The sequence below is a fragment of the Paenibacillus sp. 2TAB26 genome, from assembly GCF_052115145.1.
Classification (GTDB): Bacteria; Bacillota; Bacilli; order Paenibacillales; family Paenibacillaceae; genus Pristimantibacillus.
Window position 1 is genome coordinate 36,284 of record NZ_JBFRGC010000019.1, and the last position, 13,500, is coordinate 49,783.

Genomic DNA, 13,500 nt, shown 5'->3' on the forward strand with positions numbered 1-13,500 from the left:
AAATAAACCTCTCTACAGTATTGCTTGTCTGTGGGGAGTTTTTTTGTCATTAGTGAATGATCTAAAGCAAGAAATATTCACTTTGACTAACCAATTCGTAACGTTATATTTAAAGCAATTCCACAAATTGAATTTCAAACAACAAATAATTAATATATAAAGGTTGTGATTCCATGCTAACACCAGTCACCCTTCGAGGGAATCTAGTCCATCTCGAACCAATGACAATGGACCACGTCGATGATCTCTGCTCCGCAGCCTCGGAAGATCGGTCACTTTATACGTATACGAATGTGCCAAATGGGCGGGTGGATACCGAACGATACATAGAGTGTGCATTAATGTCCTACGAGAAAGGCCGTGCAGTGCCATTTGTGGTCCGTCATATTGAAACAGGGCGTATTGTAGGAACTACAAGATTTCTGGATTTAGAAGTTTTCTCATGGCCGCCTCCATGGCCTCCAGGCGTTGCGAGTGGACCATCGCCTTCGGATGAGAAACCGCCAACCGTGGCCGAAATCGGCAGCACTTGGTATGCAGCATCAGTTATTCGTTCAGGAGTTAATACACAATCTAAGCTTCTTCTGCTTACCCATGCGTTTGAAACGTGGAAGGCGACTAGAATTTCGCTCAAAACAGATGCTCGCAATTTACGTTCTCGTTCAGCGATATTACGGCTTGGTGCTGCTTTTGAAGGTATTCGAAGGGCACATGTCCCTGCAAGTGATGGGGGTATTAGAGATACAGCTTATTATTCGATACTTGCCGAGGAATGGCCAGGGGTGCGAGCCAATCTTCAAGAACGGCTTCAAAGAGGATTAAATCGTTGATATTTTAGCAAATGTCGCATGTGAAAATAAACTGAACAAATAATATGCTGAAAAACGAGTTCCCAAACGATCAATTCAGCATATCTGAACTTGAAAAACAGTACATTCAGATGAAGGCAAGCAAGATAGGAGGGAAACGAATGTGGAAACCGTATCAAGAAATACTGAATCATGAGGCGGATTTTAGGGTTAAATATAGGTTCTATTCTCATGAAGAAGGGGGCAGGAAGAAGCCTGTATTTCAAGGTTTACGCACTGATTTCTTTTATGATCTTAAGGATAGCAAGGAAGGTGTTTTTTCTGCTATATTTCCAGAGTTTGAAGACGAACATGGAAATATTATATTAAATGATGCTAGACCTGTACCAATAGAAGGTACTGCCAAAATGTGGATTATTTTCTCTCAAATGAGAAGAGAAGTTCATGTGAATAATATTAAAATCGGATTGATAGGTTATTTCATGGATGGTCCGAAGAAAGTAGCGATTGCGGAAATTATTGAGATTTTAGGGCTGCATTCTAATGCGGAATTCATAAAATAACAAATGATCTTCAATTGAAAAGTGATTTTTTAAAATATAACCTCTCTAGCGTGAAGGTACACGGTGTAGAGGTTTTTTGTGTTTTTTGTAGTCAAGAGTGTTGAACAAAAAGAGTGAGCTAATTTGTTGAGAAAATTTGACTTTAATGATACTCTAAATTTAGGCAGTGCCTAATTATTTTAGTTGCTGCCTAATGTGGTGTCGAGGGGTGTTTAACTTGCTTGAATGGATGCTCAGAAAAATGATGGCTGATCGAGGAATATGGACGGGTGCAGCACTGGCTCGCCTGCTAGAGGATAAGGCTAACTATAACCTTTCTGCTCCTTCAATCAGTGCTCTAATATCAGGGAAACCGAAGCAAATGAAGGCTGAAACGTTAGATGCACTTTGTACTGCTTTAGAATGTAAACCTAATGATCTATGGGTACATACCCCAACTTTGCAAGTAAAGGAGGCTTAGTTTGTGACTATAAAAGCAATTCTGCCTTTTGGTGATCCTGTTCTTCGAAAGAAAGCTAAGCCAATTGAAAGTATTACTCCGAAAATTTTAAAGCTTTTGGATGATTTGGCTGAAACACTCTACGATTCGAATGATGGGGCTGGTCTAGCTGCTCCTCAAATAGGCATTCTAAGAAGAGTGATTGTTATGGATTGTGGCGATGGGCTAATTGAACTGATTAACCCGGAGATCGTCTATCAAAGCGGTGAACAAGTTGGCTCTGAAGGGTGTTTATCTCTTCCTGGATATTATGGCATAGTTAAAAGGTCACAACATGTGAAAGTGAAAACGTTAACTAGATCAGGTGAAGAGCTCGTTATTGAAGCAGAGGGTTTTCTGGCGAGATGCATACAACATGAGGTGGACCACTTAAATGGTACGCTTTATATAGATCTTATCCAAGAGAATTCTTTTTTTGTAGAGGGGACGAATGAACGGGCAGATCTTATCGAGGCATGCAAGTTATCCTATACGAATTTGTAATAGAGGATTGTTAAAATTCAAAGTTATTTCAACCTAAAACGAGCCACTAGAAGCGATTCTAGGGCTCGTTATTTTTTTGGATATGACCTTCAAGTTGCGGGTTATCGTTAAGACAGGCTATTTGGTATTACAAGTGCTGAATCAGTTGCTTAACGAGCTTCTCCAAGTAAAGCTGGTCAACCTCGTCAAAACGATTAAGCTCAGGGCTATCTATGTCGAGAACGCCGAACAACTCGTCGTTTATAATAATTGGAATAACGATTTCGGATTGGGATGCGGCATCACATGCGATATGTCCCGGAAACTCATGCACATTTCCAACTCTGACAGTCACTCTTTGGCTGGCAGCTTTCCCGCAAACGCCCCGATGTAGAGGAATGCGGACGCAAGCGGGTAATCCTTGAAAAGGTCCTAGGACTAGTTCTTCGCCCCGATACACGTAAAATCCAACCCAATTAATACGATCTAAAAATTGATTAAGCAATGCCGATGCATTGGAAAGGTTGGCAATTACATCAGATTCACCCTCCAGCAAAGCTTGAAGCTGCCGGATGGCCAAATCGTATTTTTGCTCCTTTGATCCTTCGTATTGTTCTGGATGAAACATCGTTCGACTCCTTTATTGTAAATGGGATTAGTTTATCATTTTTTGTTGTACATCACATTTTAGCATACTCCCTAATAAGATTTAAACATTTCGAAATAACAGGCAAATGAAGCAGTGGAAATCAAATGGATTAATTTTCAATGGGAGAACGCATACTAACAAAAAGGAGTGATTTTTATGGAAAATAATAAAGACAATCCAAAAAAAGACTACAAGCCAGACATTACGAATTACGATTATGTTTGGGGCAGTGACCAAGATGAATATGTGAAAAACGACCAACCAGCTGACGAAGCAACAAAGCAAGAAATTGAACTTTCGGAAAAATGATTTAATGGCACGTATATTTAAATCAGGAAGAAAAAAAGTCCCTATCTTTAGGGACTTTTTTTGCTATTCACACCGATGGTCATCGGTCATAAAAATCATTCAAATTGATCAACGATTAAAGATGATTTCGCCAATTTTTCGGTATCCTATGGAGTTGGGGTGAATCAAATCCTTAGACCAAAAGGTATTGTCTTCAGCCATTGGATGATTCCAGAAATCGATAGGCATTAATTTGTACTCGCTGCTAAGTGAACGAACGACTTCATTTGCTTGTAGCAGCTGTTCTTTTATTACTCGTTTTTTTTCATCAGGCAAAGGCAATCTAGCTGTAAAGTCGGGAAGATTTCCGATTATAACAGCAGCACCTGACTTGCTTAACCCATCTATCATGAGCTCCATTTCCGACTTATACTCATTGAAGTTCCAGCGGCCTTTTAAAATATCATTTGCGCCTGCGATTAGGCTGACTAAATCAGGCTCTAGTGCTAGAGCCTCTTCCAGCTGCTTTAAGCGAATCTCTTTGGTTATCAATCCACGTTTAGCCAAATTGGTGTATTTTAATGCGGGCTCATGCAGCTCGGCGAAGTGATGGACCCAGCTCTTTAATGGGGTCTCCTCAACTTCATCACCAATACCTTCCGTAAAGCTATCACCCATAGCTACAAAGTGTTTCCACATATCGGGCACCTCTTTCTATTTTATGTATACCTATAGTATAAGACATCGATGTAATGGAGTCGAAGACTAGATGAATCAAGCTATTGATTTATCTAGTCTTTTTTCTGTCCAAATGTTAAAAACGTCAATGTTGAAAGCACATGAAATCGCTTAACATTAAACTAGTGTTTGTATTGCATTTGAGCACAATCTTCTAAATAATGAAAAAGTGTATACGGTGAAGCTGCATCATCTGCAAGTGGAAACAAAAAACGAGTCTAAGCTGCTGCTTCATGGCAATCTTAGCAAAAATGGAGGCGGTACTTATCCGTACAGGGTTTAGCAGAATAAAGAGCTCACTGTTGCTTCGCTTCGCGTTATTGCTGGCATTGTTGCTGATTCCGATTATCTTGATTGGGAACAACTTTTATTCTGGAGGCAGGGAGCTGCTGCGAAGGGAAATATCCAACTCGATGGAGTCGAGGGTTGATGCGAATATACGTGCGATGGAGAAGGAAGTCGAACGGATTCAACTGCTGCAGTTTGAATTAATTAACGACGAATCGCTGAACAAGCTGGCGGTTATTCCAGACTACATGAATCAATATGACAAAAGCCAAGCTATATTAATGGTACAGGACAGGCTGTTTGCACTAAAAAACAGCAGCGTATATATATCGGATGTGTCCGTACATATTCCCTCCCTTAACCGTACGATTTCCGCTATGCAGGGAACGGGCGCGATGATGCATGAGCAATTTAATGCTACTAGTGAGCTGGCTAGAAAAAGTCCGGGAAAAGCGATCTATTACCTCAATCATATTCCGTATATTGTACTTGTTCACGAGGTGCGTGGTTTGTACGAAGCGGAAAATGCGATGTATTCCATTATTGTGGAGCTCTCACCGAATGAGCTAAGCAAATCACTTTCCTCTTTAGAGAGCAGCGAGAATAGCGGCTCCGTTCTAAGCGATCCGAACGGAGATTTTATTATTCGCACTCATCATTATGAGAATCCCTACTTGGATCAGTACATCGATCAATATAAATCGGGTGCACCTAATGAATACGAGAATATTAGGAGTGTCGGCGAGGGAGATGATAGAGTGCTCGTATCCTCTCGGTTCTCTGAGCTTCTCGGGTTCTCACTCATTCATTTTGTTCCTGAGAAACATTTGTTCAATAATTTACATCGTTACCAGCAGCTGTTCTGGGTGTTAATTGCCGTATTCCTCTTCTTTATTATTGTTTTGTGTCTTTCCTTGTACCGTATGATCCATCGGCCGTTGCTTGCGCTTCTGCGCGCATTTAGGAAGATGGAGAAAGGCGAATTGGACGTAACGATTACCGAGAACAGCCGCAGCGAGTTCGGATATTTGCTCCAGGGCTTTAATAAAATGTCCCGTTATATGAGGGATTTGATTGAACAAGTATATACGCACAAAATATTAGTTCAACGAGCTGAGCTGAAGCATCTACAATCACAAATTAACCCGCATTTTCTATATAACAGCTATTTCACGCTGTATAACATGATTGCGGTAGAAGATCATGACAGTGCTAAGCAGTTCGCTTCACAGATGGGCARCTATTTACAGTACATTACCCGCAATTCCTCAGATGAAGTACCGCTTTTCGAGGAGGCCAAGCATGCCACAATTTATGCTGAAATTCAGGGTAGGCGCTTTCGTCTGCGGATGAAGGCCAAGTGCGGCGAAGTTCCAACCGCTTATCGGGAGGTTAAGGTACCGCGCCTTATTCTTCAGCCCTTAATCGAAAACGCTTTCGAGCATGTATTTGATCATATAGAGGAAGGCGGACTTCTGTCTATCACTTTCGAAGAAGCAGAGGATTGTTTGTTCATTCGTGTGGAAGACAATGGCCTATTATTGGATCAGGAACGGCTGGAGACGCTAGAGAAGCTGCTGAGAACGGATGAAAGTACGATTGAAACGACCGGCCTTCTAAACATACACCGAAGATTGCGGATGAAATACGGGGAGCGAGGCGGACTTGTTGTGGAGCGCAGCCGCCTTGGAGGATTGGAAGTTCGTTTGACCATATGGAAGGAGGACAAGGAGTATGCTTAGATTGTTAATTGTTGATGACGAGCCCGATATTGCAGACGGCCTCTATACGCTGCTGCAGGAACGTTTTCCGATCGAGTTCGAATTATATAAGGCTTATTCTGGAAAGAGCGCTCTCGAATGGTTAAGGAGGGGAAGATTTGACATCGTAATGACCGATATTCGGATGCCTGTTCTAAGCGGTCTGGAGCTTCACAAGCATATTCGCAGGTTATGGCCTAGATGCAAAGTTGTTTTTTTGACAGGGCATAGCGAATTTGATTATGTATACGAGGCTATCCATTATGACAATACCAGCTATCTTCTTAAGACGGAGGGCCATGAGAAAATTTTGGATACGATTGGCAAGCTGGCAGAGGATATCGCTGGAGAACAGCAGATTGAAGGTCTTATGGGCAAAGCGATGCAGCAGATGGAGCAAACGCTGCCGCTACTTCAAAACGAGCTGTTAAGCGAACTGCTCTATGATGAATCATTTGATAGGCGCAGCAGATCCAATCAATTCGAGGAGCTCGGTATTCCGCTCGATCCGAAGCGTCCAGTTCTCCTTATGATGGCTAAACTGATCGGATTGGATTCTGGATCGCGGCAGTCTGGAAAAGCGCGGCTGCACGCAGGGATGAAGGTAATCGAGGAGCAGTATGGTTATTCCCACCTGCATATGAAGTATATATTTGTGGACAAGGAAACAATGGTCTGGTTCATACAACCGGCAGCCAGTCATCTAAGCGAACCGATTGAACTTGAACAATCTGCTTTGTGGAGCGACACTCGACTAGCGGTTAGGGAATATGCGGAGAATGCAGAGGCTGCCTTTCAGCTCTCTTTCCATATTTCACTATTTTTTCTGCTGGACAGGTCTCCTTGCGAGTGGGATGACATTGCCGACCGATGGGCGATGCTGGAGCATGAGTATCATCGTCAATCCGGTGATCGAAACGGTGTTGTTCAAGTTGAATTCGACGAGTCCGAGCTTTACCTTGCGAAGATGCTGCGCAAAACGGATTTGTTTGGCGAATATTTAGCAAACGGCCAAGCCGAAGCATTCGATTCGGCCTGGGCTCGCTTCAAAGCTGAGCCTATGCGAATGGAATCGGTTTACTCTGCGCTATCGCTTGTTTTCCTGCGCCATATTCATCGTTTTAATTTGCAGGAGCGCCTATCGGTACGCATTGATTTGTCGGTATTAATGCAGCCGGCAGCTGATCAAGTGAATCTGGCATCATATATGGATTATTATTATCGACTTGCAATGACGATTTTTGAGATGCAGCAGCAGGACCAGGCTGAACGCCGCGACCGAACCATTGATCTTGTGAAGAGCTATATTCACGATCACCTAGGAGAGGATCTCTCTTTGGTGCGTTTATCTGAGATTGTACAATGGAATCCGTCTTATTTATCCAGAGCTTTCAAAAAGGTGACAGGTACGAACGTGCTCACTTATATCCATGAGGCTAAGCTGAAAGAAGCGATGCGGATGCTGCTTCAACCAGATCTGAAAATTCATGAAATAAGTGCCGCGCTTGGCTTTATTTCACCGCCCCATTTTACACGATTCTTCAAGAAAGCAAGTGGTTATACCCCACAGGATTACCGATCGCTGGAAGAACGATGATGGATGGGCTTGCTCGGCAAATTTTTGCACAAAGGTAAAAAATAGATAAGCAGAAGTAAAGAAATGGCCTGTTACGTAAGTCGATGTAGCGGGCTTATACTTTATTCATGCAAGTGATAGCGTTTACAACAAAAGGGGGATTGAACATGCAACACAAAAGCTTGAAGCGATATTTAATTCTCGCTACAGCAGTCATGCTTCTCTTAACATCAGCATGCAGCACTACGAATAACGGTGCGAGTGGAAACAAGGGCAAGCAAGAAAACACTGCAAACACAGGCGACAGCAAGGGCGCAGCGAATTCGACAGACAAACCAGCCGATGGTGTTCCGCTGGGCAAATATGAGCCTGCAATTGAGGTGACAACCGTAAGATCGCTGCCGCCGTCGATCAAGTTCGAGAAGGGCGACAGCATAGACAACAATATTTGGTATCGCTCTTATGAAGAGGAGCTGGGTATTAAGCTGATCAATAAGTGGAGCGTTCCACAGACACAGTGGCAGCAAAAAATGAATGTGACCATCGCATCTGGCGATATTCCTGATATTTTGACGGTGTCAGCTAATGAGCTGAAGCGCCTTGTCGATGCCGATATGGTCGAGGACATGACGGAAGTATTTGAGAAATACGCTTCGGAGAAAACGAAGCAAGTCATAAGTAATGATGGAGGCAACGGAATGAAGGCCTCCACCTTCGAAGGCAAATTGCTTGCGCTGCCTGGTGTTACCTTCACAGGTACCGGTGCGCAGATGTTATGGATTAGACAAGATTGGCTGAAGAAGCTTAATTTGCCTGAGCCCAAATCGATGGAGGACGTATATCGCATTGCCGAGGCGTTTGCGAGTCAAGATCCTGATGGCAACAACCAGAAGGACACGCTAGGGCTGGGTGGAATCAATAAGGATCTGAATTCCTTAATGGGCTTCTTCGAGAGCTTCCATGCCTATCCAGGCCGCTGGGTCAAAGATGATTCTGGACAGCTCGTCTACGGAGATATACAACCAGGACTCAAGCCGGCGCTGCAGAAGCTGCAGGATCTGTTCAAAGCAGGTCTGATCGATCCAGAGTTTGCGGTCAAGGATCAGGCTAAAGCATACGAATTAATTGCCGGTAACAAAACGGGCATGTTCTACTCAGGCGAGGGTGCCGTGTGGTGGCCTTTGACGGATCATTATAAGAAGGAAAAGTCGGATTGGAAGCCGTATCCGCTCATTTCCTTTGACGACCAGCCAGCAAGTACCTCAGGCGGCATTCCGGTTGGGAATTATTATGTCGTTCGCAAAGGGTTCGAGCATCCGGAAGCGCTCGTGAAGCTGCTTAATTTTGCAGTAGAGAAGCAATACGGTCCGGAAGGACGTCTGGATGCTTATTGGTACGGGGGAGAAAACAAGGAAATTAATGTTGCGGCATTTGCAGCTGTTATCATAAGTGATCCACTGGAGCTGATAAATATTCACCGCGGTGTTCAGGAATCGGTTGATGCAGGGAAGTATGTAGATAATCCGATTGCCGATGTAAAGCATCATTATGACCTCTACCAGTTGTGGTTATCGGGAAAATTTATAGACAGCAACGAGGAAGGGCAGGCCTGGTCTTCCTATAAATGGGCTGGACCAGGAGGCGGTATGAATGTAGTCAGCGACTACGTGAAGGATAACAAGTATCTGGTTGATGAATATTCGGGACCAAGCACGCCAACGATGACAGCCAAGAAAAGCACACTGGATAAGATGAAGCTGGAAGTGTTCACGAAAATTATTATGGGGCAATCGGATGTAAGCGAGTTCGATAAGTTTGTAGCGGATTGGAAGAAATTTGGCGGAGATGCAATTACGGCTGAAGTAAACGAATGGTATAAGGCTAAACAATAACCTGAGAAGGGAGAGGAAGCAGCTCGAATGGCTTGCTTCCTTTCTTACTCTATCAGCTTAGAAAGGAATGATCATGTTGCAAGCGGCGACCGTCAAAAGAAGACGATCTTGGAAGAAGCATCTACCTCTGCATCTTATGCTGGTGCCCGGAATTCTATTGTTAATCATGTTTCATTATATCCCTATGGCAGGAATCGTCATTGCCTTCCAGAATTTCATTCCTGCTAAAGGCTTCTTCGATTCCAAATGGGTGGGTTGGAACAATTTCGAGTTTATGCTCCAAATGCCTGGGATTGGCCAAGTATTATGGAACACCATTTTTATTGCTTTTCTGAAAATCATCTTCGGTCAAATTGCCCCTATTGTGACGGCATTGCTGCTTAATGAAGTGCGGAAATCATCGATCAAGAGATCGGTGCAGACTCTTATTTATTTGCCGCATTTCCTATCGTGGGTCATTCTTGGCGGCATTCTGATCGATATTCTCTCACCATCACAGGGACTACTGAATGAAGTGATTAGCTGGTTTGGAATGGAACCGCTATTTTTTCTTGGCAATGATAAGCTGTTTCCTTATGTGCTCGTTGTCACGGATGTGTGGAAGGAATTCGGGTTTGGCACGATTGTTTATCTCGCTGCGCTTACAAGCATTAATCCTACATTATACGAAGCCGCCATTATGGATGGGGCAGGCAGATGGAAACAAACGATTCATGTGACATTGCCAGGCATGCTTCCCATCATCGTGCTGCTCGCGACACTCGGGCTTGGGGGCGTGCTGAATGCTGGCTTCGACCAAGTATTCAATTTGTATAACCCGCTTGTTTATCGTACGGGAGATATTCTGGACACTTTTGTGTATCGACTAGGTCTTATAGATGCTCAATATGCGGTTGCAACAGCCGTTGGCTTGTTCAAATCGGTGGTCTCTTTGATTTTTGTAGGAGCATCGTACTGGCTGGCTTATCGTATAGCTGGATACCGTATTTTTTAAGGAAAGGAGAGACCGTTATGGACATCAATGATTCACTGGGACGGAAAGTTTTTCTTATCTGCAATAATGTTTTTCTTATTACGTTAGCTGTTGTTTGTTTGCTTCCTCTCATTAATATATTGGCTCTGTCGTTTAGCTCAAGCTCGGCGGCGACAGCTGGGGCGGTCAAGCTATGGCCAGTTGATTTTACGCTGAGCTCCTACAGGTACGCACTGTCCAAACCGGAGTTTTTACAGTCGCTTTTTGTTTCTATTGTGCGGGTTGTTCTCGGAACGATCATTAGTTTGTTGGTGGTTGTTATATCCGCTTATCCGTTGTCGAAGGAGCGGACGGACTTTCCGATGCGAACCTTCTATGTGTGGTTTTTCTTTGTAACCATTTTATTTAGCGGGGGATTAATCCCAACCTACATGGTCATTCGAAATTACCATATGCTTGATACGATCTGGGCACTTGTACTTCCAGGCGCTGTGGCGGTGTTCAACATCGTGCTGCTGCTGAATTTCTTTCGCGGAACACCAAAAGAAATTCAGGAAGCTGCACTTGTTGATGGATGTACAGAGTGGCAGCTGCTCTGGAAAATGATGGTTCCCATCTCGATTCCTGCACTGGCGACAATTTTGTTGTTTACATGCGTAGGCCAGTGGAATGCCTGGTTTGATGGACTGATCTATATGAACTCGCCTACGAATTATCCATTGCAGACGTATCTGCAGACACTAGTTGTAAGCACGGAGTTATTTACCGCAGGCGGAAACCTGACAGCGGAAGATATGAAGGCGCTTGCTGAGGTATCAGACCGTACGACCAAAGCCTCGCAAATTTTTCTTGCAGCACTGCCTGTGCTTGTTCTCTATCCTTTTTTGCAAAAGTATTTCATGAAAGGCATCGTACTTGGCAGCGTGAAAGGATAGATTCAAGAATTATTATGACTTCATATCGGGAGGAATGGTTTGTGATGAAGATGAAGCTGTTGCTTGTGCTCTTTTTGATAGCAACTTTTTTGAATGTTGGGGAGGCGCATGCTGTGAATCAGGAAAATAAGCAGAGCACTTCAAAAATCGTTACTTGGGATACGCCAGCTTGGCAGCAAAAAAACAATAGTTTTTCGGTTTGGATAAGAGAGAGCGGCCAGAAAACGTGGAAGGAGCTTTATGTTTATAACGTAAAGAACGGTGAGCAGAAGGAGCAAGATGTACCTACGGATGCAGCTATGGTTAACGTAGACTTTACAGGTACAGTTGAGTTTAAGGTAACTTATAACACGGATAAAATAAAAGATTATGAAATACGCCCTTCGGCTTATGGAATAAATGCTAAAAAAACAGAAGGAAATACATTAATCTTTTCGCTCACGCAAAATAATAAAGCTCCATTAAAGCCCACCATTATGGTGAATGGCAGCTGGAGTGAGGGCAATTTGCACATCCTTTCAAACACGCCTGAGAATGATGCGCCTTCACAGAATGCCACAAACGTTTATGTCATAAATCCTGGCGACCCGATCCCGCTATATTTGCCGACCGGAAAAGATACGTATTATTTTAAGCCGGGCAAGCATGAGCTGCCAAAAGGGATGTGGGTTGAGCTTGACCTTGAGGAAACCGTTCAACTGGAAAAGTTTGATTTGGTGCAGCAGCTAACCGACTCCCAGTGGTTTGCAAAAGGACCTCAACGTTTTATTATTGAGGCCAAGGAGAAAGTCGACGACCCGTATGTACAAATATACGATGGGTATGAGAACAATAGGGAAGGAACAGTCACCGATGTATTGCGTAACGTGAAGGCGAGATTTGTAAAGCTTGTCCTACTAGGTAATACCGGATCAAGTCATTATGTAATGACATCATTGGCAAGCGAATTTAAGCTTTATAAAAAGGGAGACGATTCTACAAATATTGCAAAGGGCAAAGCGGTAAATGGGGCATTCCCCAGTTACTCCAATATGACTGATGGCAATGATTCTACTCATTATATGTCGTCTACCGGTTATGGCAATTGGCATGCAGGAGAAGCGTTTTATATCAGTCAGAGCGATACGACTGTTTATTTGGCACCAGGCTCGCTTGTCAAAGGGTCAATTTCTGCAGATGATCTGAGCAACATTACAATTAAAGGCCGAGGTATCATGTACGGTGGTGATCTTTTGCGGCCTAGAAATTACGCTGAGGGACGAAGCGGGGCGATATGGATTACGAGAAGCACTAATTCAAAGGTAGAAGGCATTACACTGATCGATTATCCGATGTGGTCAGTCGTTATGAACTTTACGGATCAAACGTCGATCAAGAACATAAATTTTTTCGGTTCGATGGTTAATGCTGATGGCATTCACCTCTCAGGCAGCAAAAATGCGCAGGTTTCAGGCGTATTCATAAGAACGACGGACGATAATTTTGTCATTTATCATTATGGTGAGAGTTCAAATATAACGGTGAAGGATTCTATATTCTGGGCAGATAATGCTCGTCCTATTTTGCTAGGCTTGGGAGATACGCCAAATGCGACGATCGATAAGGTTAACTTTGAGAATATCTATATTTTGAATCAACGAGGCGTATGGGATCTGAATAAATATAATGGTGCGATTCAAATTTGGGCAACAGGAGGAAACAAGATAAGCAATATTGCCTTTAAAAATATTCATATCGATGAGTTCGAAGCTCCGGGGGACTCTATGCTTTTTCAAATCAAGACAGATGAGATGGCTGCTGGAATTGCGCCTGGTTCTGTGAGCAACGTCTCCTTTAACAACATTATCTACCGCGGCAAGCTTCCACGAAAATCTCTTATTAGCGGCGTTGACGACAGCCATAATGTGAGCGGGATCGTATTTAACCGTTTTAAAATAAACAATACGTTATTGTCTTCTACTAACATGAAACAGTTTATCGAATTTAAGGGGAAGTATTCGGATATAAAATTTAAATAGTATCAAAAAAACGGAAAATAAGCTGCTGACCTGCCTGTTATGGGCAGGTT

General features: G+C 43.3%; 13 protein-coding genes. 11 read left to right on the forward strand and 2 right to left on the reverse strand.

Annotated features, from left to right (window positions below; all coding sequences use genetic code 11):
- Positions 1-173: 173 nt before the first annotated feature.
- The 4 genes from AB4Z50_RS21415 to def all read left to right on the forward strand — a co-directional run bounded on the left by AB4Z50_RS21415 (position 174) and on the right by def (position 2,354).
- Entirely contained in the window at positions 174-830 is a 657-nt protein-coding gene (locus AB4Z50_RS21415) for a GNAT family N-acetyltransferase (protein WP_441881898.1), read from the forward strand.
- Between the two features lie 140 nt (positions 831-970).
- Positions 971-1,372, forward strand: a complete 402-nt coding sequence (locus AB4Z50_RS21420; RefSeq protein WP_441881901.1) for a hypothetical protein — start codon at positions 971-973, stop codon at positions 1,370-1,372.
- A 217-nt stretch (positions 1,373-1,589) separates the two neighbouring features.
- Positions 1,590-1,832, forward strand: a complete 243-nt coding sequence (locus tag AB4Z50_RS21425; protein WP_076270562.1) for a helix-turn-helix domain-containing protein — start codon at positions 1,590-1,592, stop codon at positions 1,830-1,832.
- A 3-nt stretch (positions 1,833-1,835) separates the two neighbouring features.
- On the forward strand, positions 1,836-2,354 hold the full coding sequence (gene def / locus AB4Z50_RS21430) for a peptide deformylase (protein WP_441881904.1): 519 nt from the start codon (positions 1,836-1,838) through the stop codon (positions 2,352-2,354).
- 127 nt (positions 2,355-2,481) lie between these two features.
- On the opposite strand, the gene AB4Z50_RS21435 is transcribed toward def, so the two are convergent.
- Positions 2,482-2,961, reverse strand: a complete 480-nt coding sequence (locus tag AB4Z50_RS21435; RefSeq protein ID WP_339208422.1) for a GAF domain-containing protein — start codon at positions 2,959-2,961, stop codon at positions 2,482-2,484.
- A gap of 177 nt (positions 2,962-3,138) precedes the next feature.
- Between AB4Z50_RS21435 and AB4Z50_RS21440 the strand changes: the two genes are divergently transcribed.
- Positions 3,139-3,291, forward strand: a complete 153-nt coding sequence (locus tag AB4Z50_RS21440; RefSeq protein WP_339208423.1) for a hypothetical protein — start codon at positions 3,139-3,141, stop codon at positions 3,289-3,291.
- 108 nt (positions 3,292-3,399) lie between these two features.
- Here AB4Z50_RS21440 and AB4Z50_RS21445 read toward each other — a convergent pair whose 3' ends face one another.
- The gene (locus tag AB4Z50_RS21445) at positions 3,400-3,969 is read right to left on the reverse strand and encodes an SGNH/GDSL hydrolase family protein (RefSeq protein ID WP_441881909.1); all 570 of its coding nucleotides are present in this window, start codon (positions 3,967-3,969) and stop codon (positions 3,400-3,402) included.
- A 341-nt stretch (positions 3,970-4,310) separates the two neighbouring features.
- Between AB4Z50_RS21445 and AB4Z50_RS21450 the strand changes: the two genes are divergently transcribed.
- The 6 genes from AB4Z50_RS21450 to AB4Z50_RS21475 all read left to right on the forward strand — a co-directional run bounded on the left by AB4Z50_RS21450 (position 4,311) and on the right by AB4Z50_RS21475 (position 13,450).
- Entirely contained in the window at positions 4,311-6,038 is a 1,728-nt protein-coding gene (locus AB4Z50_RS21450; RefSeq protein WP_441881912.1) for a sensor histidine kinase, read from the forward strand.
- The gene (locus AB4Z50_RS21455; protein WP_441881915.1) at positions 6,031-7,653 is read left to right on the forward strand and encodes a response regulator transcription factor; all 1,623 of its coding nucleotides are present in this window, start codon (positions 6,031-6,033) and stop codon (positions 7,651-7,653) included. Before AB4Z50_RS21450 ends, AB4Z50_RS21455 begins: the two co-directional genes overlap by 8 nt.
- 146 nt (positions 7,654-7,799) lie before the next feature.
- Positions 7,800-9,524, forward strand: a complete 1,725-nt coding sequence (locus AB4Z50_RS21460) for an extracellular solute-binding protein (RefSeq protein WP_441881918.1) — start codon at positions 7,800-7,802, stop codon at positions 9,522-9,524.
- Between the two features lie 67 nt (positions 9,525-9,591).
- On the forward strand, positions 9,592-10,518 hold the full coding sequence (locus AB4Z50_RS21465) for an ABC transporter permease (protein ID WP_441881921.1): 927 nt from the start codon (positions 9,592-9,594) through the stop codon (positions 10,516-10,518).
- Between the two features lie 17 nt (positions 10,519-10,535).
- Complete coding sequence (locus AB4Z50_RS21470; RefSeq protein WP_441881924.1) at positions 10,536-11,432, forward strand: carbohydrate ABC transporter permease; 897 nt, start codon at positions 10,536-10,538, stop codon at positions 11,430-11,432.
- Between the two features lie 44 nt (positions 11,433-11,476).
- Positions 11,477-13,450, forward strand: a complete 1,974-nt coding sequence (locus AB4Z50_RS21475; protein WP_441882200.1) for a glycosyl hydrolase family 28 protein — start codon at positions 11,477-11,479, stop codon at positions 13,448-13,450.
- Positions 13,451-13,500: the final 50 nt, after the last annotated feature.

Bases quoted from the DNA above. Each gene is read 5' to 3' on its own strand.
- AB4Z50_RS21415 (WP_441881898.1), top strand. From the start codon at position 174: ATGCTAACACCAGTCACCCTTCGAGGGAATCTAGTCCATCTCGAACCA.
- AB4Z50_RS21420 (WP_441881901.1), top strand. From the start codon at position 971: ATGTGGAAACCGTATCAAGAAATACTGAATCATGAGGCGGATTTTAGG.
- AB4Z50_RS21435 (WP_339208422.1), bottom strand. From the start codon at position 2,961: ATGTTTCATCCAGAACAATACGAAGGATCAAAGGAGCAAAAATACGAT.
- AB4Z50_RS21440 (WP_339208423.1), top strand. From the start codon at position 3,139: ATGGAAAATAATAAAGACAATCCAAAAAAAGACTACAAGCCAGACATT.
- AB4Z50_RS21445 (WP_441881909.1), bottom strand. From the start codon at position 3,969: ATGTGGAAACACTTTGTAGCTATGGGTGATAGCTTTACGGAAGGTATT.
- AB4Z50_RS21455 (WP_441881915.1), top strand. From the start codon at position 6,031: ATGCTTAGATTGTTAATTGTTGATGACGAGCCCGATATTGCAGACGGC.
- AB4Z50_RS21460 (WP_441881918.1), top strand. From the start codon at position 7,800: ATGCAACACAAAAGCTTGAAGCGATATTTAATTCTCGCTACAGCAGTC.
- AB4Z50_RS21465 (WP_441881921.1), top strand. From the start codon at position 9,592: ATGATCATGTTGCAAGCGGCGACCGTCAAAAGAAGACGATCTTGGAAG.
- AB4Z50_RS21470 (WP_441881924.1), top strand. From the start codon at position 10,536: ATGGACATCAATGATTCACTGGGACGGAAAGTTTTTCTTATCTGCAAT.
- AB4Z50_RS21475 (WP_441882200.1), top strand. From the start codon at position 11,477: ATGAAGATGAAGCTGTTGCTTGTGCTCTTTTTGATAGCAACTTTTTTG.